We start from the raw sequence: 25,247 nt of genomic DNA on the forward strand, positions 1-25,247 counted from the left end.
TGGAACGGGACGCAGGCCTGAAGGCCGGCGCCACCCGCTCCTTGTTCGACAGGATCGCCACCGCTCGCGCCAGCCGCGACACAAAGGAATTTCCGATGTCCACCGAATCCAAGCTGATCGATGTTCTGCAGACCCGCGCCAGGAAACTGGAAGACCGGCGTCAATTCTTCCGCAAGACCAGCGCCGTCGGCGCCGGGGTCGTGGGCGGAATGATCCTCTCGGCCTGCGGCGGCGGTGGCGACGACGCCATTGCACAGCCCGCGCCCGGACCCACCGACGTGGAGATCCTGAATTTCGCGCTGAACCTCGAATACCTCGAATCGCAGTTCTATCAGTACGCCGTCTTCGGCACCGGCCTGTCGGCCAGCCTGCTCACGGGCACCGGCACGCAGGGCAGCGTGATCGGCGGCCGGGCCGTGGCCTTCCGCGACCCGGTCGTGGCGCAGTACGCCAAGGAGATCGCCGAGGACGAGATCGCGCACGTCGCGTTCCTGCGTGCCGCGCTCGGCAGCGCGGCCGTGGCCCAGCCGCAGATCGACATCGGCGGCACGGACCCCAACGGCGCGTTCTCGGTGGCGGCCCGCGCGGCCGGTCTCGTCGGCCCGGGCGTCGCCTTCGACCCCTACGCGAGCGACGAGAACTTCCTGCTGGGCGCCTTCGTGTTCGAGGACGTGGGCGTGACGGCGTACAAGGGCGCCGCGCCGCTGATCACCAACAAGACCTACCTGGAGGCCGCCGCCGGCATCCTGGCGGCCGAGGCCTATCACGCCGGCCTGGTGCGCACGGTCCTGTACTCGAAGGGTCTGGCAACGCCGGCCCTCCGCACCTCGGCCGACGCCATCTCCAACGCGCGCGACACGCTCGACGGCTCGACCGATGTCGACCAGGGCATCACCGGCACCAACGGCGCGTCCAACATCGTGCCGCTGGACAAGGACGGCATCGCCTACAGCCGCACGCCCGGCGACGTGCTGAACATCGTCTACCTCAACCCGGGCGCGGTGTCGCGGGGCGGCTTCTTCCCGGCGGGCGTGAACGGCGCGCTGGTGATGAGCAGCGCCTTCGCCTGATCGGCCACCGCCCGTCGCGGGCAATAAGTCACATTGGCCAGCCGATCGCGCGATCGGACCGGCCATGGTGGCTGAAGTAACTAAATAGTTCCTATCTCGTTGAGGCGTTCGCGCGCAGGATGCCATCGCAAACGCACCCGTCCGGGTCGCGTCGTCCGATTTCCAACGAGAGTTTCACCATGCCGTCCCTGGAACAGCAGGTCTGTGGCTTCGAGGGTGCCCACCATCCCGGCCACCCCGTCGTCATCGCCGTGCTCATCATGACCAAGTACCCGAGCCTGTCGGCCGCCCGCGAACGCGAGGAAGGCGCCGACTGCGCGGTGGTGCTCGCCGACGGCGACATTCCGGGCGCCGGCGAGCAGGTCGGCGCGGCGCTCGACATCTTGGCCACGCTGCCCCGGGAAGGTCCGGACGCGGCCTTCGCACGGGCCACGCGGCAATGGCACACGCGCACCGCGCGCCGCTTCAGGGACCGGCAACTGCCGGGCCAGACGCAGGCGGAGCGCTTCAAGGCGCGGTTCTTCGAGCTGGCCGCCCGCTGGCCGATCTGAGGCCGGGCCGGCCACGGCCCGGCACCGCCGGTGGCGTCGCCCGCCTCAGCCGAGCCGCACGGGCTGACCGGAAGCCGCCGACCGGTAGATGGCCTCCATGATCACGTGGTCGCGCACGCCCTCCTCGCCGGGCGTCCGTGGCGCCTGCCCGGTGCGCAGGCACTGGGCGAAGTGATCGATCTCGGCGGTGAACTGGTTCTTACGCGGCAGGATCACTTCCTCGATGGCCTTCGCGTCGCCCTGACGCTGGCCGACGAGCAGGCGCTGGCCCTGGTAGTCGTAGGCGTTGGGCATGTCGAGCGTGGCCTTCTCCATCTGCAGCCGCTGCCACTTGTCCTCGCGCGCGCCGTAGCTCGCGAGGCATTGCGCCACCAGGCCGGAGGGAAAGCGCAACATGAAGTTGACGGTCTCCTCGACATCGGCGTAGCGCGGGTCGCCCGGAGGGCTGTAGGTGTGGGCGAAGACCTCCACCGGTTCCTGCCCGGTGATGAAACGCGCGGTGTTCAGGCAGTAGAGCCCGATGTCGGGCAGTGCGCCGCCGCCGGCCTGCGCGCGTTTGTGGCGCCACTGCAGCGTCGCGTCCGCCGCGACGGTCTGCACGTTGCCGGCGGTGAAGGCGACGATGCGTCCGAACGTCGCGTCCTTGACGAATTCACGCACCCGCAGGTGGTGCGGCTGGTACTGGATGCGGTAGGCCACCATGAGCCGGACCCCGGCCCTGGCGCAGGCCGCGACCATCGCGCGCGCATCGGCGGCGCTGGTGGCCAGCGGCTTCTCGCACAGCACGTGCTTGCCCGCGGCCGCCGCGCGCTCCACGTACTCGCGGTGCATGGCATTGGGCAGGACGACGTAGACCGCCTGCACCTCGGGGTTGTCGCGCACCTTGTCGAAATCCGCATAGCTGTAGCACGACCCCGGCGCGATGCCGTACTGGCGCGCCACGGCGGCCATCTTCTCGGGCGAGCCCGACACCAGGGCCGTCACCCGCGCCTGTCCGCTCTCGGCGAAAGCGGGCATCAGTTCTTCCAGCGACAAGCGCCCGAGCCCGACGATGGCGAAGCCGATGCGCTGCGCGGGCGGCAGCGGCGCCGGCGGCGGTGAACCGGGGCTGTCGGCCTCCCCGCGCCAGGGCGGGAACACGACCTTGCCGTCCTGGACGCGCCCGGTGTCGACGGGCGTCGGCCCGGGCAGGCCCTGCGCCGCGACGGCACCGGCCGAAAGCACCAGTCCGGTGGTCGTGGAAGCACCCAGCTTGAGCATGGCGCGCCGCTGGAGGGCGGAATTCATGGAAGACGGCATGGCGGGGACGGACGTCAGTCCTTGGGCGAATTGAGGGGCGTGTGTTCGTCCGGCGAGCGATCGCGGGGCTCGGTGTTGGGCGCCGAACTCAGGTCCTCGTGGAGTTCGAAGGCTGCCGAATCGTCGTGCTCCGTGGATTCGACGTCGGCGCGCTTCGCGTTCATGCGTTCGTCCGGCGCCGGACCGCCGACGTTGTCGCCGGCCGCGGTGCGCTTGGTACTCAGCTTCTCGCCCGCGCCCATGTTGTCGACGCCGCCGCTGGTGCTGGGGCGGGTGCCCTCGCCGCTGGTCGTGACCTGGTTGTAATTGCTCATGTGGATGGCCTCCGTGTGATGGAAGCGCTCAAGCTAAGACGGTGCGGCCCCGCACGCCTGTAGGAAAGCGGGCCGAGACGGGCGGCTCCATCGCGACCCCCGGCGCGCGCGCTCAGGTCGGCGCGTCGTGCTTGATGGCCTCGGCGCGCTTGTAGTTCGACAGCGGTGCCGGATCGTCCTCGGACGCCGCCGCTTCGCGCTCGGCCCGGACCTGGTCCTGCGCCTCGTCCTGGCGGTCCATCGAGGCGATGGCGCGGTCGATGTCGCCCTCCAGCGCCGCCAGGCGGGCCTCGTAGTCGGGGCTCGCGGGATCGGGCAACGCGAAACGCTGGCGCTCGGTCTCGTCGCCCCGCGACGCGAAGACGCTGCGGTGCTGCTCGCGGTCGGACGACAGGGCGCGCAGGGCGCCGGCGGCGGGGGAGGTGCTGCTGAAGGACGTGGTCATTGGAAAGACTCCTGAGGTTGGACGGTGGTTTCGCCGGCCGGCGGCAAGCCGGTGCGCGACGCGGCCCGGCGGCCGGCTGCACTTGTTCCTGGAGTTCTTCGCGTGCGGTGTGACGGCCGCGCCGTCGTCCGTCGGAGCGGACCATCGGCGCGGTCGGTGCAATTTGCCACAGCCGCAGGCGCCGGCGACCGGACGGGCGAAAGTTGCGGCCATGTCCTGCATGCCGATGCGGCGCCCGACGCGCCGGGCCTCCGCGCTGGTCCGACACGGACCCCGCTCGGGCGCCAGCCGGAGGTTCCGCCCCGCGCCGTTAGCGTGGCGCCGGGCGCGCCAGTCCGGCGGCGAGCGCGTCGACGAAGGCGCGCACGCGCGCCGACAGCTGGTGGCGCTGCGGGTAGACGGCATAGATGTCGGCTTCGGGCGAGCGGTGGTTTTCCAGCACCGCCACCAGCCGGCCGCTGCGCAGGTGGCGTTCGATGTCCCACTCGGCGCGCATCAGGATGCCGTGGCCGTCGAGGGCCCAGGCCACGGCGATCTCGCCGTCGTTGGTGGTCAGGCTGCCGCGCGTCTTGACCGCCTCGGTGCGCGCCTTGCTCCCGGTGCCGGTGGTCAGGCGCCACAGGCCGTAGGCCTCGTCGCCCTGCCGGATGCCGATGCAGTTGTGGCGGACGAGGTCGTTGGGCACCCGGGGCGTGCCGTGCCGCGCCAGGTAGGCCGGCGCGGCGCACAGCAGGCGCCGGTTGCCGGCCACCCGGCGGGCGACCACGCGGCCGTCGGGCGGCTCGCCGAAGCGCACGCAGACGTCGTAGGCGTCGTCGGTCGGCGCCGGTGGATTCACCGACAGCTGCAGCTGCACGTCCACCTCCGGATGCAGCCGCGCGAAGCGCGAGATGATCGGCGCGACGTGCGTGCGCCCGAAACCCAGCGTCGCGTTGACGCGCAGCAGCCCCTGCGGCGCGCGGCGCGACTGGCCCAGCAGTTCGTTGAGGTCGTCGATCTCCGCCAGGATGCGCCGGGCGTGCGCCACGAACACCTCGCCCTCGGGCGTGAGGCCCATGCGGCGGGTGCTGCGCGTGACCAGCGACACGCCCGCGCGGGCCTCCATCTGCGAGAGCCGCTTGCTCACCGCCGCCGTCGAGATGCCGAGCTCGCGCCCCGCCGCGCTCAGGCTGCCGCAGGCCGCCAGGGTCGAGAAGAAGCCGAGTTCGCCCGGCTGGATGCCCGTGGTCATGCGAGGTCCGATCGTCGGTCGATTGTTGAACGTGGGTTAACGATGGATTGAATCCGGAGGCGATTCTGCAGGCCTTCGCGTTCCTACAGTCACATCCGTTCCACCCCCATCCACCACCGGACCCGAAAGAGAGACAAGCCATGAAGACCTACAGGATCGCGACCATCCCCGGCGACGGCATCGGCAAGGAGGTCGTGCCCGCCGGACGCGAGGTGCTCGAGGCGCTGGCCGCCGGCAGCAGCACGTTCGAGTTCGACTTCGAGGACTTCGCCTGGGGCGGCGACTGGTTCCGCGCCCACGGCGAGATGATGCCCGCCGACGGCCTGGACGCCCTGCGCGACAAGGACGCCATCCTCTTCGGCTCGGCCGGCGACCCCCACATCCCCGACCACGTCACCCTCTGGGGCCTGCGCCTGAAGATCTGCCAGGGCTTCGACCAGTACGCCAACGTGCGTCCCACGCGCATCCTGCCGGGCATCGACGGCCCGCTCAAGCGCTGCGGCCCCGACGACCTGAACTGGGTCATCGTGCGAGAGAACTCGGAAGGCGAGTACTCCGGCGTGGGCGGCCGCGTCCACCAGGGCCACCCGATCGAGGCCGCCTGCGACGTCTCCATGATGACCCGCGTCGGTGTCGAGCGCATCCTCCGCTACGCCTTCGAGCTGGCACAGTCGCGGCCCCGCAAGCTGCTGACCGTCGTCACCAAGAGCAACGCCCAGCGCCACGCGATGGTGATGTGGGACCAGATCGCCGGCGAGGTCGCCAGGGACTTCCCCGACGTCGCCTGGGACAAGGAGCTGGTCGACGCGGCCACCGCGCGCATGGTCAACAAGCCCGCCACGCTCGACACCATCGTCGCGACCAACCTGCACGCGGACATCCTCTCGGACCTGGCCGCCGCGCTGGCCGGCAGCCTGGGCATCGCGCCCACGGGCAACATCGATCCGCAGCGCCGCTACCCGAGCATGTTCGAGCCGATCCACGGCTCGGCCTTCGACATCATGGGCAAGGGCCTGGCCAACCCGGTGGGCACCTTCTGGTCGGTGGTGATGCTGCTGGAGCACCTGGGCGAGACCGAGGCCGCAAGGCAGGTCATGGCCGCCATCGAGCGCGTGACGGCCGACCCCGCGCTGCACACCGGCGACCTCGGCGGCACCGCCACCACCGCGCAGGTCACCCGCGCCGTGTGCGCCCGGCTCGCCGACGACGGCCGCACCGGGCAGCGCCAGGCCGCCTGATCGACGCGGTCCGCCGCACCCACGCGCCCATCGAGGCGGCCCCGCGTGCCGCCGGGCGCTCCCGCACCGTCCCTTCCGGAGACACACCATGAAGACATCGACCCCGCGCCTGCGCCGGGCGCTGAGCGCGCTCGCCCTGACGTTCGCCACCACGCTGGCCGCCGCCCAGGCGTTTCCCTCCAAGCCCATCACGCTGGTCGTGCCGTTCCCGCCGGGCGGTAGTTCCGACGTGCTGGCCCGCTCGCTCGGCACCGCCCTGTCGCAGCGCCTGGGCCAGCCGGTGATCGTGGAGAGCCGGCCCGGCGCCGGCGCCACGCTCGGCGCCGACTTCGTCGCCAAGGCCCGGCCCGACGGCCACACCCTGCTCATGGGCGCGGTGCATCACACCATCGCCACCAGCGTGTACAGGAAGCTGCCCTACGACTTCGAGACGAGCTTCGCGCCAATCACCACCGTGGCGCTGGTGCCCAACGTGCTGGTGGTCAACGCGAAGTCGCCGGCCACCGACGTGCAGGGCCTGATCGCACTGGCCAAGGCGTCGCCGGGCCGGCTGTCCTACGGCTCCAACGGCAACGGCACGGTGCAGCACCTGATCGGCACGCGGTTCGCGCAGCAGGCCGGCGTCGCGCTGCTGCACGTGCCCTACAAGGGCAGCGCGCCGCTGACCACCGACCTGCTCGGCGGTCAGGTCGACATGTCCTTCGACACCCTCACGCCGCTGGTGCCCCACCTCGCGGGCGGCAAGCTGCGCGCCCTGGCCGTCACCACCGCCAAACGCTCCGGCGCCCTGCCCGACGTGCCGACGCTGGCCGAGTCCGGGCTGGCCGGCTTCGACCAGGGCACGTGGTTCGGCATCCTCGCCCCGGCGGCGACGCCCCGCGACATCGTCGGGAAGCTCAACGCCGAGATGGTCGCGGTCATCCAGTCGCCGGATTTCAGGAAGCGCATGGAGGAGATCGGCGCCGAGCCGGTGGCCGACACGCCGGCGCTGATGGCCGAGCGCATCCGGGACGACACCGCCCGCTACGCCAGGCTGGTCAAGGAGGCGAAGGTCGCGATCGACTGAGCGGGCGCGGGGCCCGCCCGCCCCCCTCCGTCACGCCGGGCCCGCGAGCGCCTCGAGGAGGTTGCGCGCCGCGCCCACGGCCATGCCGCGCAGGCCGCCGTCGGTGGTGCCGCCCACGTGCGGCGTCAGCACGACGTTGGGCATCGCCAGCCAGGGCGAGTCCGCCGCCAGCGGCTCGTCGGCGAAGCAGTCGAGGCCGAGTTGAAGTTCGTCCGCGCGCAGGCGCCGGTGCATGTCGGCCTCGTCGAACAGGCCGGCGCGCGCGGTGTTGACGACGATGGCGCCCCGGCGCAGCAGGCCCAGGCGCCGCGCGTCCAGCAGGCCCCGGGTGGCGTCGTCCAGCGGGCAGTGCAGCGAGACGATGTCGCTGGCGGCCAGCAGGTCGTCCAGTCCGGTGGCGATCGCGCCCTCGGGCAATTCGGACGCCGGCACGAAGGGATCGGCCACCAGCACCCGCATGCCGATCGCCCGCGCGAAGCGCGCCACGCGCGCGCCGATCGCGCCGCAGCCCACCACGCCCAGCGTCGCCCCGGCGAGTTCCAGGCCCAGGTAGCCCGGCTTGTCCCAGTGGCCGTCGTGCATGCGCCGGTCCAGCCAGGCGATGCGGCGGGCGCAGGCCAGCATCAGGCCCAGCGCGTGCTCGGCGACGGCCTGGCTGTTGGAGCCGAGCGCCGCCCGCACCGCGATGCCCAGCGCGCGCGCGGCCACCTGATCGATCGCGTCCAGCCCGACGCCGTGGCGCGAGACCACCCGCAGCCGGGGCGAGGCCGCGAGCACGCGGCGGTCGATGCGCCCGTAGCGCGCCAGGATGGCGACGGGCCGCTCGCGCTCGCACAGCGCCACCAGCGCGTCCTGGGTGAATTTGGCGCCGGTGTAGACCAGGCGGTGCGCGCGCAGGAGTTCGACGGCGTCGGGATGCAGCCGGGCTTCGGTGACGAGGATGGTGTCGGAGGTCATGGCGAGGTCGGGGCGGTGCGCGCGGCGGCGCGGTCCAGCGGCAGGCCGGCGACACCGGGCTCGGCGCGCAGCACCGTGCCGTGGGTGGAATCGGTGACGTGGAGGACCTCGCGTCCGGCGCCGCCGAAGGCCAGGTTGGTGAGGGAGGCGCCGGGCGCGCCGCGCAGCACCAGTTCGGGCTCGGCGCGCGCGTTCAGCACCCAGACGCAGCCCAGTCCGGGGTTGGCCACCAGCAGGCGGCCGTCGCGGTCGACCGCCAGACCGTCCGGCCCGCTCGGACCGTGCGAGGTGAAGAACTGGCTCACCTTGGCGACGCTGCCGTCGGCCAGCAGCGGCACGCGCCAGACGCAGTTGCCGCGCGTCACCGCCAGATACAGCACCTTCTGGTCCGGCGACAGCGCCACGCCGTTGGGACTGGGCACGTTGGCCAGCAGCAGGTCGAGCTGGCCGGAGGGACGCAGGCGGTAGAGGCGGCCGGTCGGGTCGTGCAGTCCGGTCTGGCCCTGGTCGGTGAAGTAGAGGTTGCCCGCGGCGTCGAAGACCAGGTCGTTGACGCCCTTGAAGCGCTCGCTGTTGCGGCGCTCCAGGAACGGCTCGACGCGGCCGCTGGCGATGTCCAGCCGCATCAGCCCGTGGCGGTAGTCGGTGATCAGCAGCGTGGCGTCGTCGAGCAGCTTCATGCCGTTGGGCTCGCCGTCGTACTCGGCCACCTGCGACCAGTCGCCGGCGGCATCGATGCGGAAGACGCGGCCGAAGGGGATGTCGCTCACGTAGAGGTTGCCGTGGTCGTCGGCCACCGGTCCTTCGAGGAACGAATCGGTGGGGTGGCCGCCCCGGTTGGCGCGGCTCCAGTCGCTGTGCTGGCGCTGGCGGAAGCGGTCCGGCAGGCGGGCGAAGGGTTGCAGATCGACCACGCGCGGGGGGTTCGTCAGGAACATGGGAACGGTCGCCCGGAGGCGTCAGGATGAGGTGGGAAGCATGTCGAAACCGTAGAGCACGGCGGGGTTGTCGACCAGGATCGCGTCCATCCGCCGATCGTCGCCGCACCAGTCGCGCAGCAGGTCGACCAGGTCGGCGTCGTCGACGCTGCCGGCCGGCTCGGTGGTGTGCGGCCAGTCGCTGCCCCAGACCAGGCGCTGCGGCGCCGCGCGCAGCAGGGCGCGGCCGAGCGGGGCCCGGTCGCCGTAGGCGGGCGCGCCCTCGGCCGAGCCCATGTAGGCGCCCGAGAGCTTGACCCAGGTGCGGCCGGCGTCCAGCAGCCGGCGCAGCGTGGCGAAGGCCTCGCCGTCGATGCCCGGCCGGGGGTCGATGCGCCCCAGGTGGTCGACCACCAGCGGCAGCGGCAGGCGTGCCAGCACGGGTTCGAGCGCGACCAGCTGCGCCGCCGACGCGAACACCTGGAGGTGCCAGCCCAGCGGCGCCGCCTTGGCCGCCAGGGTCCGCAGCATCGCCGGCGTGGTGGTGCCCCAGGACTGCGGCGAGACGAAGTTGACCCGCAGGCCGCGCACGCCCCGCCCCGCCAGCCGCGTCAGCTCGGCCGCGTCCACGTCGTGCGCGACCACCGCGACGCCGCGCGCCCGCGGGCCCAGGGCGGCCAGGGCGTCGAGCGTGCAGCGGTTGTCGGTGCCGTAGGTCGAGGGCGTCACCACCACCGCCCGGCCGGTGCCCAGGCGCCGCTGCAGCAGGCGGTAGGCGGCCACGTCGGCCAGCGGCGGCGTGCGCGGCCAGTGCGCGGACGGCGCGAAGCGCGGGTCGAAGACGTGCATGTGGCAGTCGCAGGCGTCCGCCGGCAACGCGCGCGACGGCCGCCGGACGCCGGCGGAGTGCGGGACGGGCGCGGCATCGGGCGCGGGATGGGTCGCGGCGTGGGTCATGGCGTCGGTCGTGGTGTCGGTCCTGGGCACGGCGGGATCGCGGCCGCCGCGCTCAGTCGACCTTGATGTCGCCCTTGCGGACCACGTCCGACCACTTGGCGGCCTCCTTCTGCAGGAACGCTGCGAACTCGGCCGGCGTGCTGCCCACGGGCTGCGCGCCCATCTCGCCCAGGCGCGTTCTGAGTTCGTCGTCGCGCAGCGATTCGACCACCGCCTGGTGCAGACGCCGCACCACCGGCTCGGGGGTGCCGGCCGGCAGCAGCAGGCCGTTCCACTCGTAGGCCTCGTAGCCGGGCAGCACGGTCTCCGCGACGGTGGGCACCTCCGCCAGCAGGGGCGAGCGCTTGGGCGAGGAGATCGCCAACGCGCGCAGCTTGCCCGAGGCCACCAGCGGGTTGCTCGCCGCCAGGGTGCCGAACATGAAGTCGACCTGTCCGCCCATCACGTCGGAGATCGCCGGACCGCCGCTCTTGTAGGGCACGTGCAGCAGGTCCAGCCCCAGGCCCTGGCGGTAGAGCTCGGCGGCCAGGCGCTGCACCGTGCCGCTGCCGCCGGAGGCGAAGGTGAGCTTGCCGGGTTGGGCCTTGGCGCGCGCGATCAGGTCCTGCTGGTCGCGGATCGGCGAGTCCTTGCGCACGATCAGCACGTTGGGCGAGAGCGAGACCAGCGCCAGCGGCTGGAAGCTCTTGTCGTTGAACGGCAGCCTGGCGTAGAGCGCCGGGTTGATGGAGAACGGCGTGGCGTCGTAGAGCACGGTGTAGCCGTCGGCCGGGGCGCGCGCCACGAAGGCCTCGCCGATGGTGCCGCTGGCCCCGGGCTTGTTGTCGACGATCACGCTGGTGCCCAGCCGGGCGCCCATGCGCACCGCCAGCTGGCGGGCGATGGCGTCGGCCGCGCCGCCGGGGGCGTAGGGCACGACCAGGGTGACGGTGCGTTCGGGGAACGCCGCCTGGGCGGCGCCGGCGGCCACGGCGCAGGCCAGCAGCAGGGTCTTGAGGAGCTTTTTCATGGGGTGTCCCGGAACAGGTTGGAAGGCGGATGGGTTCGGGGTGGCGGCGGCGTTCACTCGACCTTGAGGTCGAGTTCCCGCGCGGTGCGCGTGGCGCCCTTGACCTCGGTGTCGAGCTGGCGGGCGAAGGCGTCACCGCACGTGCCGCTCGCCTGCATGCCCAGGCCGCGCAGCTTCTCGGCGGTCGCCGGGGCGGCGGCGAAGTCCTTCGCCACGCGTGTCAGACGCTCGACCACGTCGGCCGGCGTGCCCGCCGGCGCCAGCAGGCCGTACCAGGCATCGGCCGAATAGCCCTTGACGCCCGACTCCTCGAAGGTCGGCACCTGTGGCAGCAGGGCCGAGCGCCGCGGCGCGGCCACCGCCAGCGCGCGCAGCTTGCCGGTCTGCACCTGCGGCAGCACCGAGCCCAGCGTGGCGAAGGAGGCGTCGACCTGACCGCCCATCAGGTCGGTCACCGCCTGGGCGGCGCCCTTGTAGGGGATGTGGTTCATCCGCGTGCCGGTCAGCCGGGTGAACTGCTCGCTGGCGAAGTGGCCGCTGCTCCCGCTGCCGGGCGTCGCGTAGGTGCGCTCCCCGGGACGCGCGCGCACGTCGCGCAGGAACTCGTCCAGGGTCTTCGCCGGCATCGACGGCCCGACCACCAGCACCGTCGGGCTGATCGCCAGCGTGCAGATCGGCGCGAAGGAACGCAGCGCGTCGAACTTGACGCGCGCGGCGTAGAGCGCCGGGATCATGGTGTGGTTGGTGGCGCCCAGCAGCAGCGTGCGGCCGTCGGCCGGCGCCGCGGCCACCGCCTCGGCCGCCAGGATGGTGTTGGCGCCGGGCTTGTTGTCGACGATCACCGGCTGCCCGAGCGCGCGTCCGGCGAAGTCCGCGAAGGCGCGCGCCACCACGTCGGTGGGTCCGCCGGCGGAGAAGCCCACCACCAGGCGGATGGGCTGGGTCGACGCCGCCGGCTGGGCGGACGCGAGGGTGGCGATCACGGCCGTGCCGGCGGCGATCAGCGCGGGTCGGATCCGATGGCGGATATGCATGGCTTGTCTCCTGGGAAAGGCGGAAGGCCGCCCGTGCCGCTCTGCGGCAGGCTCGGGGCGGACCGGAGGCGTGGAAGCGTGGCGGCGCGGGGTGTCAGGCGGCGGCGCTGGACGTCGCGCCCTGGAGCACCGAGCGCACGTTGCGCGCGGCGGCGACGCCCATGTTCACGTAGGCGTCGCCCGTCACGCCGCCGATGTGCGGGCTCAGGACGAAGCCCGGCTGGCCCTTGAAGACGTTGTCCGCCGCCAGCGGCTCGACCGCGAAGCTGTCGAGCCCGGCGCTCATCACCTGGCCCGAACGCACCGCCGCGAGCAGCGCGTCCTCGTCGATCAGGCCGCCGCGCGCGGTGTTCACCACGATCACGCCGCGCCTGCATTTCGCCAGCGTGCCGGCGTCGAGCAGCCGGCGGTTCTCCTCGGTCAGCGGGCAGTGCAGCGAGATCGCGTCGGCCTCGCGCCAGATGGTCTCCAGGTCGACGCCGTGCACGTACTCCGGCAGGTCCTTCGCGAACGGATCGAAGCCGATCACGCGCATGCCCAGGGCATCGGCCATGCGCGCGAACTTCAGGCCGATGGCGCCCAGGCCCACCAGGCCGACCGTGCGGCCGCCGAGCTCGACGCTCTTGTGGGTGGCCTTGTCCCAGTGGCCGGCGTGCATGCGCGCGTCCAGCGCCACCACCGACTTGGCGCAGGCCAGCAGCAGCGCCAGCGCCTGTTCGGCGACGGCTGCGGCGTTGGCGCCCACGGCGGCGAGCACCGCGATGCCGCGTTCCCTGGCGGCGACCTTGTCGATGGTGTCGGTGCCGCTGCCGTGCTTGGCGATCACCCTGAGCGACGGCGCCGCGTCCATGGCGGCGGCGCCGACGCCGCTGTAGCGCACGATGATCGCGACCGGGTCGTGCCGGCGGCACAGGTCGACGATGTCGTCCGTGCTCGGCGTCCTGCCGGCATAGACCATCTCGAAGCCTTCGAGCAGGGCCAGGGCCTGCGGCGCGAGGTCGGCGCCGGTGACCAGGACGGTGCCGCCGCTCACAGCGTCTCCCCTTCCTTGAGCACGCCGGCCGAGCGCAGGGCGGCGCCGAGCCACTTGGCGGCGGTGTCGCCTTCCTTGATGGCGGCGATGCGCGCGGCCTCGTCCTTGACCTTCTTCTCGGCCAGGGGCAGCAGCGCGGCGAGCTTCTCGCGCTCGACCACCACCACGCCGTCGCCGTCGGCGATGACGAAATCGCCCGGGTGCACCGTCACGCCGCCGACCGTCACCGGATGGCCGATGCGCCCGCCGACGTTCTTGGTCGGGCCGTTGGGGTTGGTGCCCACGGAGAAGACCGGGTAGTCCATCTCGTCGATCTCCAGGCTGTCGCGGCAGGCGCCGTCCATCACCACGCCGGCGATGCCGAGCTTCTGGCAGGCCGTCATCATGATGGTGCCCATCAGCGCGGAGGTCTGGTCGCCCTTGCCGTCGATGACCAGCACGTCGCCCGGCTTGGCCAGCGCGATGGCCGCGTGGATCATCAGGTTGTCGCCCGGGCGCACCTCGACCGTGAAGGCGGTGCCGGCGAGCTTCATGCGCGGACGCAGCGCCTGGATGCGCCCGTGCATCGCGCCGCGCCGGCCGGCGACGTCGGCCAGGATGGCGGGTTGCAGCTGCGCGGCCTGCGCCACGAGGGCGGCGGGCACGCGTTCGAAGTCACGGACGATGTCGGGGAGTTGGGAGGCGGACATGGGATGGCTTTCGGTCGATGAGGGAAGGAAGAAGAGAAGGAAAGAACGGAGGTCGGGTGGTGGCGCAGGCACGTGGCGCGCTCAGTCCGCCTTGATGTCGGCGTCCTTGATGACGCGGGCCCACTTGGCCAGGTCGGACTTCTGGGTGTCGGCGAGCTGCGCGGGCGTGCCACCGACCAGCGAGACGCCCAGCTTGTCGGCCATGGCGACCACTTCGGCGTCCTTCAGGATGCGCACGATGTCGGTGTTCAGACGCTGCACCACGGCGGCGGGCGTGCCGGCCGGCGCATAGGCCGCCTGCCATTGCTCGACGACGAAGTCCTTGAAGCCGGCCTCCCCCATCGTGGGCGTGGCGGCCATGGACTTCAGGCGGGATGCCGACGTCACGGCCAGCGCGCGCAGCCGGCCGCTCTGGATGTGCGGCAACGCCGCCGCCACGGGAGCGAACATGAAGGTGGCGTGGCCGGCGAGCACGTCCTGGATGGCCGGGGTGTCGCCCTTGTAGGGCACGTGGGTCATGCGGGTGCCGGTCTGCAGGCGCAGCAGTTCGCCCTGCATCTGCAGGATGGTGCCGCTGCCGCCGGAAGCGAACGAGATCGCACCGGGCTCGGCCTTGGCGGCGCCCACCAGATCGGCGACGGTCTTGAAAGGCTGCGCGTTGCCGACGATCAGCACGTGGGGGATGGTGCCGATCAGGACGATCGGCTCGAACGCCTTGACCGGGTCGTAGGGCATCTTCGCCAGCAGGCTCGGCACGATGGCCTGGGGCCCGATCGAGGTGCCCAGCAAGGTATGGCCGTCCGGCGCGGCCTTGGCGACGAACGCCGAGCCGATGACGCCGGTGGCGCCGGCCTTGTTGTCGACGATCACCGTGGCGCCCAGCGACGTGCCCAGGCGCAACGCGATCGCGCGGCCGAGGATGTCGGTGGTGCCACCCGGCGGATAGGGAACGACCCAGGTGATGGGCCGGTCGCCCGGCCAGGCGCCCTGCGCGGCGGCGGGCACGCCGGTCAGTCCGGTCGTGGCGAACAGCGAGAGGGCCAGGAGGCCGGCGATGCGGCGGCGCGACGTGTTCATGCGCGTTCCTCGAGAGAAGTGGATTCGAAGCCGTAGAGCACGGCGGGGTTGTCGACCAGCACGCGCCGCAGTCCGGCCGCGTCGGCCGTCCATTCGGCCAGCAGCGCCATCAGCCGGGCGTCGTCGGGCAGGACCTGGTGGCCCGCGGTGGCCGAGGCGTGCGGCCAGTCGCTGCCCCAGACGGTGCGTTCGGGCGCCGCAGCGAGGTAGTCGCGCGCCAGCGAGCCCACGTCGCCGTAGTCGGGGGGTCCCGCCTCGCTCACGATGTAGGCGCCCGAGAGCTTGACCCAGGCGCGGCCCGCGTCGAGCAGCCGCAGGACCAGCCGGTGCGCCGGATGCCGGTACGCCAGCGAAGGCGCGATGCGACCGAAATGGTCGAACACCACGTCCACCGGCAGGAGCGACAGGCGTGGCGCCAGGTCGGCCAGCACGTCCGGCGGCGCCAGCAACTGCAGGTGCCAACCCAGCGGGGCGATGCGCGCGGCCAGGGTGTCGAGCTGCGCGACCGACCCTGTCGTTCCCAGCGAGAGGTTCAAGCGGACGCCGCGCACGCCTCCGGCATGCAGCGCCTGGAGTTCGGCGTCGTCGATGTCTGGGCCGATCACGGCGACGCCGCGTGCAGCGCCGCCGAAGTCCGCCAGCGCCGCGCGCATCGGCCGGTTGTCGGTGCCGTAGGTCGAGGGCGTCACGAAGACGACGCGTCCGGTCCCGGTACGCCGCTGCAGCCGGCGGTAATCGGCCACGGTCGCGTCGGGCGGCGTCAGGCGCGCCCCGGGCACGGCGGGAAAGCGCGCGTCGTAGACATGCACGTGGCAGTCGCAGGCCAGGCCCGGCACGTCCACCCGGGCGCGGCCCTGCCCCGCCGAGAACGGCGCCGTGGCCGTTTCGTCGTCTGTCGTCGTCATCGCGCGTTTCCGGGCGTCGGGTGTCGGGATGTCGGAGTGACGGCCGCGCTCAGTCGACCTTCGCGCCCGATTCCTTCACGACCTTGCCCCAGCGCACGATGTCGTCGCGGATCAGGGTGGCGAAGCGCTCGGGCGTGCCGCCCAGGGACTCGGCGCCCTGGCTGGCCAGCTTCTTCTTCACCTCGGGGTCCTGCACGGCCTGGTTGAAGGCGGCGTTCAGCTTGGACACCACGTCCGGGGGCAAGCCGTCCGGGCCGGCGATGCCGAACCAGGTCACCGCCTCGAAACCCTTGTAGCCCGACTCGGCCACCGTCGGCACGGCCGGCAGGTCGGTCGTGCGCTGGGCCGAGGTGACGGCGATCGGGCGCATCTTGCCGCTGCGGATGTAGCCGATGAGCGTGGGCACCGAGGACATGTACATCTGGATCTGGCCGCCGATGAGGTCGGTCGAACCCTGCGCGGCGCCCTTGTAGGGCACGTGCGTGAACTTCACGCCGGCGGTCTTCTGCAGCAGCTCGGTGGCCAGGTGGGCGACGGTGCCGCTGCCCGAGCTGGCGTAGTTCAGCGTCTCGGGCTTGGCCTTGGCGGCGGCGATGACGTCGGCCAGCGTCTTGTAGGGCGAGTCGGCCGCGACCACCAGCACCAGCGGGGCGGTGGCCACCAGCGTCACCGGCGACAGGTCCTTCTGCGGGTCGTAGGGCAGCTTGGGGTAGAGCGTCGGGTTGATCGCCAGGTTGCTGGTCTGTCCCAGCACCAGCGTGTAGCCGTCGGCCGCCGCCTTGGCCGCCGCGTCGACGCCCAGGTTGCCGCCGGAGCCCGGCTTGTTGTCGATGACGATCGACCAGCCGTTGCTGGTGGCGACCTTGTTGGCCACCTCGCGGGCGATCAGGTCGGTGCCGCCGCCGGCGGGGAACGGCACGACCAGCCGGATCGGCCGCGAGGGGTAGTTCGCCTGCGCCAGGGCCGGCGCGGTGCCCAGGAGCGACCCGGTGGCGATCAGGCCGAGGGCGGCCAGGGCGAAGCGACGCGAAGCGCCGCCGGTGGTGCGGAAGGATGTCATCTCACTTGTCTCCAGTTCGTGGCGCCCGTCCACGGAGGGGACGATGCGTTCGGTGAATGGCAAGTATTCACAGGACCACACCCCGGGTCCAATCGATTATTTTTCGCAATCCATCAATCCGGCTTGGGGTTTCCGACGGCCTGCGACGCCGCGTGGCGCGCCAGCAGTTCGATCAGGCGCCGCGCCGCCGGTGGCACGTAGCCGTTGTCGCGGTGGGTGACCACCATGCGCCGCCGCATGGCGATGCCCTCGATGGGCACCTCGCGCAGCACGGCGCCGGACCGCCCGGCCTGCAGGTGCAGGCGCGAGATGAAGCTGAGCAGCCCGGTCTCCCCGATCAGCTCCGGCAGCATGATCAGCATCGAGCTCTCCACCTGCACCACCGGGCGCGGCAGGTGCTGGCGGTCGAAGGTCTGGTCGAGCCAGTCGCGCGTCGGCGCGCCGGCGGGCTGCAGCACCCAGCGGTACGTCGCCAGGTCCGCCAGCGTCGGCGCGGGCCGTCCGAACACCTCGTGCGTCTCGGCCGCCGCCACGACGATCAGGTCCTCGGCCAGGTAGTGCGAGACGAAGCCGGCTTCGGGCGTGCCCTCGGTGCCCACCATCAGGTCGATCTCGCCGGCGCGCAACAGGGGCTTCAGGACATCGACCAGCGCGACGGTGGTGCGCAGCGTCACGCCGGGCGCCTCGCCGATCAGGTCGCGCGCGGCCGGCGGCAGCAGGAACTGCGCGGCCGTCGGCACGATGCCCACCTTGAGCAGCCCCGACAGCCCGCGACCGATGTCGCCGATCTCGCGCCGAGCGCTCTCGATGTCGAAGCGCGTGCGCTGCGCCCACTTGAGCAGGGCGTGGCCGGCGGCCGTCAGGCGGATGCCGCGCCCGCTCTTCTCGAACAGCGCGGCGCCGCAGGCGGCCTCCAGCCGGTGCACGCAGCTCGTCAGGGCCGGCTGGGTGCGATGCAGCCGCTCCGAGGCACGGCCCAGGTGCTCCAGCTCGGCGATCACTTCGAAATACTGGAGGTCGCGCAGGTCCAAGGTTCAGGTCCTCGTGGTCGGGCGAACCGCCCGGTGGCGCATTTTTCCAGACGGCGCGCGGCGGCACTCCTGCACGCTTCCCCCGCCGCGTTGCCGAGCGGCCCGCGGAGCGTGAAATGCTGCCTTGAACGGGCGATGCGCCATGCGGAGAATTTCCTTTTTCACCTCGAACGCCATGACCTCCTACCCCGCACCGACGCCGCCGGCCGCCTCCCATCCGGGGCACCGCCTCCTCCCGCGGGCGCCGGGCGGGCGCGGCATCGGGAGCTGACGGTGGCCCAGACGTCCAACTTCAACGCCGGCTGGCTGGCCCAGGAAAGCCCCGTCGCGGCCGCGCCGAACGCGGCGGCCGTGCCCGGGCGCGCGGCCGTCCCCACGCTGGCCGACCCCGGCGCCGCCGTCCAGGCCGAGCAGGCCGTCGTGAGCGAACTGCTGCAGATCGCGCGCACGGTCCTGACGCTGGAGATCACCTTCGAGGCCGGCGCGCCGGGCGCGGACGCGTCGCCGGCACCGGCGCCCACAGGCACGGGCACGGGCACGGGCCGCTTCGACATGCCGGTGGTGCTGCGCGACGGCCAGGTCTACGGCACGCTGCGCTGCGTGAGCGACGACCGGCGCACGCCCGTGGGCAGCCGCCCGGCCGACGCGCTGCGCTGCGTGGCGGTGCTGGTCGGACGGGAACTCGACCGGCACCGGCGCCGCGCCGCCTGAAGGCCGCGCGGACCCTGTCTTCGCCGGGCGGGACCGCCGGGCGCTTCGACCACCGCGCCTCAGCGAGCCCAGCGCAGCACCAGCGGATCGAGCCGCCGGGCCGCGTCCAGCAGGCCGGCGCGGACCTCGGGGCGCAGCGCGGGCCAGGGCGCGCGGGGCAGCTCGCAGTCGATCACGCCGCCCTCCTTCATCAGCGCCTTGGCGGCCAGGAAGCCGGCCTGCCGGTTCTCGTAATTGATCAGCGGCAGCCAGCGCGTGTACTGCGCCACGGCTTCCTCGCGGTCCCCGCCCGCGTAGGCGTCCATGATCCGGCGGATGCCGTCGGGAAAACCGCCACCGGTCATGGCGCCGGTCGCGCCCGCGTCCAGGTCGGCCAGCAGCGTGATGGCTTCCTCGCCGTCCCACGGCCCCTCGATGGCCTCGCCGCCCGCCTCGATCAGCTCGCGCAGCTTGGAGGCGGCGCCCGCCGTCTCGATCTTGAAGTAGCGCACCTGCTCGATCTCGCGCGCCATGCGGGCGAGGAAGGCCGCCGACAGCGGCGTGCCCGCGGCCGGCGCGTCCTGCACCATGACCGGGATGCCGATGGCGTCGGAGACGCCGGCGTAGAACTCGAAGACCTTGGCCTCGCTCACCCGGAAGGTGGCGCCGTGGTAGGGCGGCATCACCATCACCATGGCCGCGCCCAGGTCCTGCGCGCGGCGGCTGCGCTCGGCGCACACCCGGGTGCTGAAGTGCGTGGTGGTGACGATCACCGGCACGCGGCCGGCGACGTGCTCGAGGGCCACGCGGGTCAGCACCTCGCGGTCCTCGTCCGACAGCAGGAACTGCTCGGAGAAGTTCGCCAGGATGCACAGGCCGGTCGAGCCGGCGTCGATCATGAAGTCCAGGCAGCGCCTCTGGCTCGCCAGGTCGAGCCCGCCGGCTTCGTCGAAGGTGGTCGGCACGACCGGGAACACGCCCTTGAAGCGGGGCTGGCTGCGCGAGGGCGACGGGCTGAAGGACGGCATGGAGGGCTTCTTTCTCTCTTTCGGGAATTCGGAATCGATTCGATGTGGTGCGGTGCGGTGCGCTCAGTGCGAGTGGCGCGGCACCTCGTTGCCCCGGCAGCCGACCAGGAAGTCGAGGTCGCAGCCCTCGTCGGCCTGCAGCACGTGCTCGACGTAGAGCCGCCGGTAGCCGCCGTCGGCGGGGCCGGGTTCGGGCGCGATGGCGGCCAGGCGCTCGGCCAGTTCCGCCTCGGAGACGTCCAGGTGCAGGCGCCCGCCCGCGCAGTCCAGCTCGATCCAGTCGCCGTCGCGCACCGCCGCCAGCGGCCCGCCGGCCGCCGCCTCGGGCGCCACGTGCAGCACCACCGTGCCGTAGGCCGTGCCGCTCATGCGGGCGTCGGAGATGCGCACCATGTCCTTGACGCCGGCGCGCAGCAGCTTGGGCGGCAGGCCCATGTTGCCGACCTCGGCCATGCCGGGGTAGCCGCGCGGCCCGCAGTTCTTCAGCACCATCACCGAGTCGGCGTCGATGTCGAGCGACTCGTCGACGATGCGCGCCTTGTAGTGCTCCAGGTTCTCGAACACCACCGCGCGGCCGCGGTGCTGCAGCAGCGCCGGGGTGGCGGCCGAGGGCTTGAGCACCGCGCCGCGCGGCGCCAGGTTGCCGCGCAGCACGCAGATGCCGCCGTCGGCGAGCAGCGGCCTGTCCAGCGGCCGGATGACCTCGTCGTTGGTCTGCGGCGCGTCCTTGACGTTCTCCCACAGGCTGCGGCCGTTGACCGTGAGCGCGTCCGGGTGCGGCAGCAGGCCGGCCTCGCCCATGCGCCGCAGCACCGCCGGCAGGCCGCCGGCGTAGTAGAACTCCTCCATCAGGAAGCGGCCCGAGGGCATCAGGTCGACCAGCGTGGGCATGCCGCGTCCGATGCGGGTCCAGTCCTCCAGTTCCAGGGGCACGCCCATGCGCCCGGCGATCGCCTTGAGGTGGATGACGGCGTTGGTCGAGCCGCCGATGGCGGCATTGGCGCGGATGGCGTTCTCAAAGGCCTCGCGCGTCAGGATTCTCGACAGCGTCAGGCCCTCGCGCGCCATCTCGACGATGCGGCTGCCCGACAGGTGCGCCAGCACGTAGCGCCGCGCGTCGACCGCCGGGATGGCCGCGTTGTGCGGCAGCGAGGTGCCCAGCGCCTCGGCCATGCAGGCCATGGTCGAGGCCGTGCCCATCGTGTTGCAGGTGCCGGCCGAGCGCGACATGCCGCCCTCGGCCGAGAGGAACTGGTGCAGGTCGATCTCGCCGGCCTTGAGCGACTCGTGCAGCTGCCACACCGCCGTGCCCGAGCCGATGTCGCGCCCGTTCAGCTTGCCGTTGAGCATCGGCCCGCCGGTGACGACGATGGCCGGCACGTCGCAGCTCGCCGCGCCCATCAGCAATGCGGGCGTGGTCTTGTCGCACCCCGTCAGCAGCACCACGGCGTCGATCGGGTTGCCGCGAATGGCCTCCTCGACGTCCATGCTCGCCAGGTTGCGCGTGAGCATGGCGGTGGGCCTCAGGTTCGACTCGCCGCTGGAGAACACCGGGAACTCGACCGGGAAGCCGCCGGCCTCGTAGACGCCGCGCTTGACGTGCTCGGCGATCTTGCGGAAGTGGGCGTTGCAGGGCGTGAGTTCCGACCAGGTGTTGCAGATGCCGATCACCGGCCGGCCGTCGAACTCATGGTCGGGAATGCCCTGGTTCTTCATCCAGCTGCGGTACATGAAGCCGTTCTTGTCGGCGGTGCCGAACCACTCGGTGGAGCGGAGTTTCTTGGGGGTGGGACGCTCGGACATGGACGGACGGGGCCTGGTTGGAGGGACGCGGGATCGCGGTCGGCAAGGAAAGGGACGGACCGGGCCGGCCGGGCGGCCCGTCAGGGCGCCCGCCGCCCGGCGGTGAAGAAGCGCTGCAGCAGGCAGAACACGAACAGGAGCGCGCCCACGACGATGCGCGTCCACCAGGAACTCAGCGTGCCGTCGAAGGCGATCAGCGTCTGGATGATGCCCAGCATCAGCACGCCGAACAGCGTGCCCGCCACGTAACCGACGCCGCCGCTGAGCAGCGTGCCGCCGATCACCACCGCCGCGATGGCGTCGAGCTCCAGGCCGACCGCGTGCAGCCCGTAGCCCGAGAGCATGTAGAACGTGAACAGCACGCCCGCCAGCGCCGAGCACAGCCCCGACAGCGCGTACACGCCGATCAGCGTGCGGCGCACCGGCAGGCCCATCAGCCGCGCCGAGGCCTCGCTGCCGCCGATGGCGTAGACCGCGCGGCCGAACGGCGTGCCGTGCGCCACGAACACCGCCACGGCCAGCACGGCCAGGGCGATCACCGCCCCCAGCGAGAGTGAGGCGCCGCCGCCCAGCGGCACGCGCAACTGCGCCAGGCCGGCGTAGGCCTCGCTGGTGATGCTGACCGAGTCGATGCTGATGAGATAGCACAGCCCACGCGCGAGGAACATGCCCGCGAGCGTGACGATGAAGGGCTGCAGGCGGAAGCGCTCGATGAGGAAACCCATCGCGCCGCCGAAGACCGTGCCCATCGCCAGCACCAGCGGGATGGTGGCCAGCGGACTCCAGCCGTGGTGCTCGACCAGCGAGGCCGACACCATCGTCGTCAGCGCCACGACCGAGCCGACCGACAGGTCGATGCCGCCGGCGAGGATGACGAAGGTCATGCCCACCGCCACCACCACCAGGAAGGCGTTGTCGATCAGCAGGTTGAGGAACACCTGGGCCGAGAAGAAGCCGTCGTAGCGCAGCGATCCCAGCAGCGCCATGGCCGCGAAGAGCGACACCGTCGCGGCCAGCGGCAGGTACTTCGGGTCGAGGCGCCGCGCCGGCGCGACGGCGCGGCCGTGCGCGGCCGGACGCGCCCGCGGCGCGACGGGGCGGTCGGCGAGCGCGGTCATCGCGCCGCCCCCGATGGCGCCCGTACCGCCAGCACGCGCAGCGCGTCGCGGAACTCGGCCGACTGCAGCAGCATCACCGCGAAGACCACCACCGCCTTGACCACCAGGTTGATCTCCGGCGGCACGCCCAGCGAGTAGATGGCGTAGGTCAGCGTCTGGATGATGAGCGCGCCGATCATGCTGCCCACCAGGCTGAAGCGCCCGCCGGTCAGCAGCGTGCCGCCCAGCGTCACGGCCAGGATGGCGTCGAGCTCGAGCAGCGCGCCGGCGTTGTTGCCGTCGGCGCTCTTGACGTTGGAGCTGATCAGCAGGCCGGCCAGCCCCGCGCACAGCCCGCACACCGCGTAGGCGCCGACGACCAGGCGCCGGGCGTTCACGCCGGCCACGCGCGCCGCCGTCGGGTTGATGCCCACGGCCTGCAGGAACAGCCCGAGCGCGCTGCGCGTGGCCGCGAGGTGCAGCGCGCAGAAGACGCCCGCCACGACGAAGATCGAGAACGGCAGGCCCAGCAGGTGGCCCCCGCCGATGAAGAAGAACGGCGGGTGGTAGATGGTGAGGATCTGGCCGTCCGTGACGAGCTGCGCGACGCCCCGGCCGGCCACCATCAGGATGAGCGTGGCGATGATGGGCTGCATGCCCGCGCCGGCCACCAGCGCGCCGTTCCACAGCCCGCACAGCAGCGCGACGCCCAGCGCCGCGCCCATGGCCAGCGGCAGGCCGAAGCGGCTCGTGCCGTCGGCCGCGCCGCCGATCATCCAGGCCGCCACGGCCGCCGAGATCGCCACCACCGCGCCCACCGAGATGTCGATGCCGCGCGTGGCGATCACCAGCGTCATGCCCAGCGACACCAGCATCAGCGGCGCGGCGCGGTTGAGGATGTCGATCAGGCTGCCGTAGAGATGGCCGTCGCGCCATTCGAGGCGCAGGAAACTCGGATTGAAGGCCGCGTTGACGGCCAGCAGCAGCGCCAGCGTGACCAGGGGCCAGGCCAGGGAATGGCGCAGCGCACGCAGCAGGGGGGAGGAGGCGTCGGACATCGGGGATGGCGGGGGAGGAATGAGGGCCCGGCGGTCAGGCCGGCTGGGCCGCGATGAGTTCGTAGACCGCGTCCTCGGTGCAGCCGCCGGGCAGCTCCCCGACCTTCACGCGGTCACGCAGCACCACGATGCGGTGCGCCACGCGCACCACCTCGGCGATCTCCGAGGAGATGAAGAGCACCGCCATGCCGCCCTGGGCCAGCTTCAGGATCTGTTCCATGATGTCCTGCTTGGCGGCGACGTCGATGCCCCGCGTGGGCTCGTCCAGGATCAGCAGGCGCGGCCCGGTGGCCAGCCAGCGCGCGATCACCGCCTTCTGCTGGTTGCCGCCCGACAGCAGGCCGATCGGCGTCTCGATGCTCGCGGTGCGGATGCCCAGCAGCGCGACGAAGTGCTCGGCCAGCCTGGCCTGCTCGGCGAGCGGCAGGAAGCGGCCGGCGCCCATGCGCGCCTGCAGGGCCAGCGCGATGTTCTCGCGCACCGACAGCTCCGCGACGATGCCATCGGTCTTGCGCTCCTCCGGACACAGCGCGAGCCCGGCGGCGATGGCGTCGGCCGGGCTGGCGAAGCGCACCTCGCGCCCGTCGATGCGCAGCACCCCGGCGTCGGGCGCCTCCAGCCCGAAAAGCAGGCGCGCGAGTTCCGTGCGGCCGGCGCCCAGCAGCCCGGCCAGGCCGACCACCTCCCCGGCGCGCAGCCTGAGGTCGATCGGCTGGAGCTGGCCGGCCTGCGCCAGGCCGCGCGCCTCCAGCAGCGCGGCGCCGTCGTCGTCGGCCACCTCCGGCGGCGCCCGCCGCGCCTGCTGCGCGGCGAGTTCGCGCCCGAGCATGGCGGCGATCAGCGCCGGCGCGGGCAGCTCGGCCACCGGCCATTCGCCGACCCAGCCGCCGTTGCGCAGCACCGTGATGCGGTCGGACACCGCGTAGACCTGGGCCATGAAGTGCGTGACGAAGACGATCGCCAGGCCCTCGCCGCGCAGCCGGCGCAGCACGGCGAAGAGCTTCCGCACCTCGTCGTCGTCCAGGCTGGAGGTCGGCTCGTCGAGGATCAGCACCTTCGAGCGCAGGCCCAGCGCGCGCGCGATGGCCACCATCTGCTGCACCGCCACGGGGTAGCTCGACAGCAGCCGGGTGACGTCGATGTCCAGGCCGATGCGCGCGAGCAGCGCGCGCGCCTGGTCCTCGACCCGCGTCCAGTCGATGCGCCGGGCCTGCGCCCAGCCCCGGCGCGGGTAGCGCCCGGCGAAGACGTTCTCGGCGACCGAGAGGTTCGGGCACAGGTTCACCTCCTGGTAGACCGTGCTGATGCCCAGGCGCTGCGCGTCCACCGGCGTGGCGGGCCGGATCACCCGGCCGTCGAGCCGCACCTCGCCCGCGCTGGCGGGGAAGACGCCCGTGAGCACCTTGATGAGGGTCGACTTGCCCGCCCCGTTCTGCCCCATCAGCGCGTGGATCTCGCCGGGGTACAGGCGCAGGCGCACGTCGCGCAGCACGTCGATGGCGCCGAAGCGCTTGCCGATGCCGGCCAGCTCCAGCACCGGCGTGGCCGGCGCGGCCCGCGCGGCGGGTTCCGACGTGTCGATCGAGACGAAACCGTCCGCCGTCGCGGACGCCTCGGTCGTGGGAGGGAGGTTCATCGCCGTCGGCCCGGGGGTCCGGACGTCGCCGTGGCGGCGATCGTCCCGGGAA

25 protein-coding genes are annotated in these 25,247 nt (G+C 72.5%); 5 read left to right on the forward strand and 20 right to left on the reverse strand.

The annotated features are described in order from the left end of the window. Positions 1–95: 95 nt before the first annotated feature. Together NF681_21190 and NF681_21195 are read left to right on the forward strand one after the other, a co-directional pair. Positions 96–1,070 carry a ferritin-like domain-containing protein gene (locus tag NF681_21190; protein ID UST56121.1) on the forward strand — a complete coding sequence of 325 codons (975 nt, stop codon included), beginning with the start codon at positions 96–98 and terminating at the stop codon, positions 1,068–1,070. Between the two features lie 179 nt (positions 1,071–1,249). Beyond that, a complete protein-coding gene (locus tag NF681_21195) occupies positions 1,250–1,621 on the forward strand; it encodes a hypothetical protein (protein UST56122.1) in 372 nt (123 codons plus the stop codon). Positions 1,622–1,666: 45 nt separating this feature from the next. Here the strand turns inward: NF681_21195 and NF681_21200 are convergent, their stop codons facing one another. The 4 genes from NF681_21200 to NF681_21215 form a co-directional block, all read right to left on the reverse strand. Then, positions 1,667–2,908 carry a Gfo/Idh/MocA family oxidoreductase gene (locus tag NF681_21200; protein UST56123.1) on the reverse strand — a complete coding sequence of 414 codons (1,242 nt, stop codon included), beginning with the start codon at positions 2,906–2,908 and terminating at the stop codon, positions 1,667–1,669. 26 nt (positions 2,909–2,934) lie between these two features. Beyond that, entirely contained in the window at positions 2,935–3,234 is a 300-nt protein-coding gene (locus NF681_21205) for a hypothetical protein (protein UST56124.1), read from the reverse strand. Positions 3,235–3,346: 112 nt separating this feature from the next. Beyond that, entirely contained in the window at positions 3,347–3,679 is a 333-nt protein-coding gene (locus NF681_21210; protein ID UST56125.1) for a hypothetical protein, read from the reverse strand. A 310-nt stretch (positions 3,680–3,989) separates the two neighbouring features. Continuing rightward, positions 3,990–4,910, reverse strand: a complete 921-nt coding sequence (locus tag NF681_21215) for a LysR family transcriptional regulator (protein ID UST56126.1) — start codon at positions 4,908–4,910, stop codon at positions 3,990–3,992. A gap of 140 nt (positions 4,911–5,050) precedes the next feature. Here NF681_21215 and NF681_21220 point away from each other — a divergent pair, with 140 nt between their 5' ends. Then, complete coding sequence (locus NF681_21220) at positions 5,051–6,148, forward strand: tartrate dehydrogenase (GenBank protein UST56127.1); 1,098 nt, start codon at positions 5,051–5,053, stop codon at positions 6,146–6,148. A gap of 88 nt (positions 6,149–6,236) precedes the next feature. Beyond that, a complete protein-coding gene (locus tag NF681_21225; protein ID UST56128.1) occupies positions 6,237–7,214 on the forward strand; it encodes a tripartite tricarboxylate transporter substrate binding protein in 978 nt (325 codons plus the stop codon). A 30-nt stretch (positions 7,215–7,244) separates the two neighbouring features. Here NF681_21225 and NF681_21230 read toward each other — a convergent pair whose 3' ends face one another. The 11 genes from NF681_21230 to NF681_21280 all read right to left on the reverse strand — a co-directional run bounded on the left by NF681_21230 (position 7,245) and on the right by NF681_21280 (position 17,883). Next, a complete protein-coding gene (locus NF681_21230; GenBank protein ID UST56129.1) occupies positions 7,245–8,171 on the reverse strand; it encodes a hydroxyacid dehydrogenase in 927 nt (308 codons plus the stop codon). Further along, positions 8,168–9,109: an SMP-30/gluconolactonase/LRE family protein gene (locus NF681_21235; protein ID UST56130.1), complete on the reverse strand. Its 942-nt coding sequence runs from the start codon at positions 9,107–9,109 to the stop codon at positions 8,168–8,170. The genes NF681_21230 and NF681_21235 overlap by 4 nt, the downstream gene beginning before the upstream one ends. Before the next feature lie 21 nt (positions 9,110–9,130). After that, a complete protein-coding gene (locus NF681_21240; GenBank protein UST56131.1) occupies positions 9,131–10,045 on the reverse strand; it encodes an amidohydrolase family protein in 915 nt (304 codons plus the stop codon). Positions 10,046–10,097: 52 nt separating this feature from the next. Beyond that, complete coding sequence (locus NF681_21245; GenBank protein ID UST56132.1) at positions 10,098–11,054, reverse strand: tripartite tricarboxylate transporter substrate binding protein; 957 nt, start codon at positions 11,052–11,054, stop codon at positions 10,098–10,100. Positions 11,055–11,107: 53 nt separating this feature from the next. Further along, positions 11,108–12,088 (reverse strand): tripartite tricarboxylate transporter substrate binding protein, encoded by a 981-nt coding sequence (locus NF681_21250; GenBank protein ID UST56133.1) that lies wholly within the window; start codon positions 12,086–12,088, stop codon positions 11,108–11,110. A 94-nt stretch (positions 12,089–12,182) separates the two neighbouring features. After that, a complete protein-coding gene (locus NF681_21255; GenBank protein UST56134.1) occupies positions 12,183–13,121 on the reverse strand; it encodes a 3-phosphoglycerate dehydrogenase in 939 nt (312 codons plus the stop codon). Continuing rightward, positions 13,118–13,810: an RraA family protein gene (locus tag NF681_21260; protein UST56135.1), complete on the reverse strand. Its 693-nt coding sequence runs from the start codon at positions 13,808–13,810 to the stop codon at positions 13,118–13,120. Before NF681_21260 ends, NF681_21255 begins: the two co-directional genes overlap by 4 nt. 81 nt (positions 13,811–13,891) lie before the next feature. Then, positions 13,892–14,887, reverse strand: a complete 996-nt coding sequence (locus tag NF681_21265; protein ID UST56136.1) for a tripartite tricarboxylate transporter substrate binding protein — start codon at positions 14,885–14,887, stop codon at positions 13,892–13,894. After that, positions 14,884–15,792: an amidohydrolase family protein gene (locus NF681_21270; protein UST56137.1), complete on the reverse strand. Its 909-nt coding sequence runs from the start codon at positions 15,790–15,792 to the stop codon at positions 14,884–14,886. The genes NF681_21265 and NF681_21270 overlap by 4 nt, the downstream gene beginning before the upstream one ends. A 49-nt stretch (positions 15,793–15,841) precedes the next feature. Beyond that, on the reverse strand, positions 15,842–16,852 hold the full coding sequence (locus NF681_21275) for a tripartite tricarboxylate transporter substrate binding protein (GenBank protein UST56138.1): 1,011 nt from the start codon (positions 16,850–16,852) through the stop codon (positions 15,842–15,844). 113 nt (positions 16,853–16,965) lie between these two features. After that, a complete protein-coding gene (locus NF681_21280) occupies positions 16,966–17,883 on the reverse strand; it encodes a LysR family transcriptional regulator (GenBank protein ID UST56139.1) in 918 nt (305 codons plus the stop codon). 273 nt (positions 17,884–18,156) lie between these two features. On the opposite strand from NF681_21280, the gene NF681_21285 reads away from it, so the two are divergent. Continuing rightward, positions 18,157–18,594, forward strand: coding sequence for a hypothetical protein (locus tag NF681_21285; protein ID UST56140.1), 438 nt, complete (start codon positions 18,157–18,159; stop codon positions 18,592–18,594). A 59-nt stretch (positions 18,595–18,653) separates the two neighbouring features. Here NF681_21285 and NF681_21290 read toward each other — a convergent pair whose 3' ends face one another. The 5 genes from NF681_21290 to NF681_21310 form a co-directional block, all read right to left on the reverse strand. Next, entirely contained in the window at positions 18,654–19,601 is a 948-nt protein-coding gene (locus NF681_21290; GenBank protein ID UST56141.1) for a dihydrodipicolinate synthase family protein, read from the reverse strand. Positions 19,602–19,664: 63 nt separating this feature from the next. After that, the gene (locus NF681_21295) at positions 19,665–21,404 is read right to left on the reverse strand and encodes a dihydroxy-acid dehydratase (GenBank protein ID UST56142.1); all 1,740 of its coding nucleotides are present in this window, start codon (positions 21,402–21,404) and stop codon (positions 19,665–19,667) included. Positions 21,405–21,484: 80 nt separating this feature from the next. Next, the gene (yjfF, locus tag NF681_21300; GenBank protein UST56143.1) at positions 21,485–22,522 is read right to left on the reverse strand and encodes a sugar ABC transporter permease YjfF; all 1,038 of its coding nucleotides are present in this window, start codon (positions 22,520–22,522) and stop codon (positions 21,485–21,487) included. Further along, positions 22,519–23,559 carry an ABC transporter permease gene (locus NF681_21305; protein UST56144.1) on the reverse strand — a complete coding sequence of 347 codons (1,041 nt, stop codon included), beginning with the start codon at positions 23,557–23,559 and terminating at the stop codon, positions 22,519–22,521. The genes yjfF and NF681_21305 overlap by 4 nt, the downstream gene beginning before the upstream one ends. Before the next feature lie 34 nt (positions 23,560–23,593). After that, positions 23,594–25,195 carry a sugar ABC transporter ATP-binding protein gene (locus NF681_21310; protein UST56145.1) on the reverse strand — a complete coding sequence of 534 codons (1,602 nt, stop codon included), beginning with the start codon at positions 25,193–25,195 and terminating at the stop codon, positions 23,594–23,596. Positions 25,196–25,247 lie beyond the last annotated feature (52 nt).

This window comes from Comamonadaceae bacterium OTU4NAUVB1, assembly GCA_024372625.1.
Lineage (GTDB): Bacteria > Pseudomonadota > Gammaproteobacteria > Burkholderiales > Burkholderiaceae_C > Variovorax.

Coding starts and splice junctions, on each gene's coding strand:
- NF681_21210 (UST56125.1), bottom strand. CDS start 3,679: ATGACCACGTCCTTCAGCAGCACCTCCCCCGCCGCCGGCGCCCTGCGC.
- NF681_21240 (UST56131.1), bottom strand. CDS start 10,045: ATGACCCACGCCGCGACCCATCCCGCGCCCGATGCCGCGCCCGTCCCG.
- NF681_21215 (UST56126.1), bottom strand. CDS start 4,910: ATGACCACGGGCATCCAGCCGGGCGAACTCGGCTTCTTCTCGACCCTG.
- NF681_21265 (UST56136.1), bottom strand. CDS start 14,887: ATGAACACGTCGCGCCGCCGCATCGCCGGCCTCCTGGCCCTCTCGCTG.
- NF681_21305 (UST56144.1), bottom strand. CDS start 23,559: ATGTCCGACGCCTCCTCCCCCCTGCTGCGTGCGCTGCGCCATTCCCTG.
- NF681_21270 (UST56137.1), bottom strand. CDS start 15,792: ATGACGACGACAGACGACGAAACGGCCACGGCGCCGTTCTCGGCGGGG.
- NF681_21195 (UST56122.1), top strand. CDS start 1,250: ATGCCGTCCCTGGAACAGCAGGTCTGTGGCTTCGAGGGTGCCCACCAT.
- NF681_21230 (UST56129.1), bottom strand. CDS start 8,171: ATGACCTCCGACACCATCCTCGTCACCGAAGCCCGGCTGCATCCCGAC.
- NF681_21295 (UST56142.1), bottom strand. CDS start 21,404: ATGTCCGAGCGTCCCACCCCCAAGAAACTCCGCTCCACCGAGTGGTTC.
- NF681_21260 (UST56135.1), bottom strand. CDS start 13,810: ATGTCCGCCTCCCAACTCCCCGACATCGTCCGTGACTTCGAACGCGTG.
- NF681_21235 (UST56130.1), bottom strand. CDS start 9,109: ATGTTCCTGACGAACCCCCCGCGCGTGGTCGATCTGCAACCCTTCGCC.
- NF681_21220 (UST56127.1), top strand. CDS start 5,051: ATGAAGACCTACAGGATCGCGACCATCCCCGGCGACGGCATCGGCAAG.
- NF681_21205 (UST56124.1), bottom strand. CDS start 3,234: ATGAGCAATTACAACCAGGTCACGACCAGCGGCGAGGGCACCCGCCCC.
- NF681_21200 (UST56123.1), bottom strand. CDS start 2,908: ATGAATTCCGCCCTCCAGCGGCGCGCCATGCTCAAGCTGGGTGCTTCC.
- NF681_21310 (UST56145.1), bottom strand. CDS start 25,195: ATGAACCTCCCTCCCACGACCGAGGCGTCCGCGACGGCGGACGGTTTC.
- NF681_21225 (UST56128.1), top strand. CDS start 6,237: ATGAAGACATCGACCCCGCGCCTGCGCCGGGCGCTGAGCGCGCTCGCC.
- NF681_21290 (UST56141.1), bottom strand. CDS start 19,601: ATGCCGTCCTTCAGCCCGTCGCCCTCGCGCAGCCAGCCCCGCTTCAAG.
- yjfF (UST56143.1), bottom strand. CDS start 22,522: ATGACCGCGCTCGCCGACCGCCCCGTCGCGCCGCGGGCGCGTCCGGCC.
- NF681_21245 (UST56132.1), bottom strand. CDS start 11,054: ATGAAAAAGCTCCTCAAGACCCTGCTGCTGGCCTGCGCCGTGGCCGCC.
- NF681_21250 (UST56133.1), bottom strand. CDS start 12,088: ATGCATATCCGCCATCGGATCCGACCCGCGCTGATCGCCGCCGGCACG.
- NF681_21275 (UST56138.1), bottom strand. CDS start 16,852: ATGACATCCTTCCGCACCACCGGCGGCGCTTCGCGTCGCTTCGCCCTG.
- NF681_21190 (UST56121.1), top strand. CDS start 96: ATGTCCACCGAATCCAAGCTGATCGATGTTCTGCAGACCCGCGCCAGG.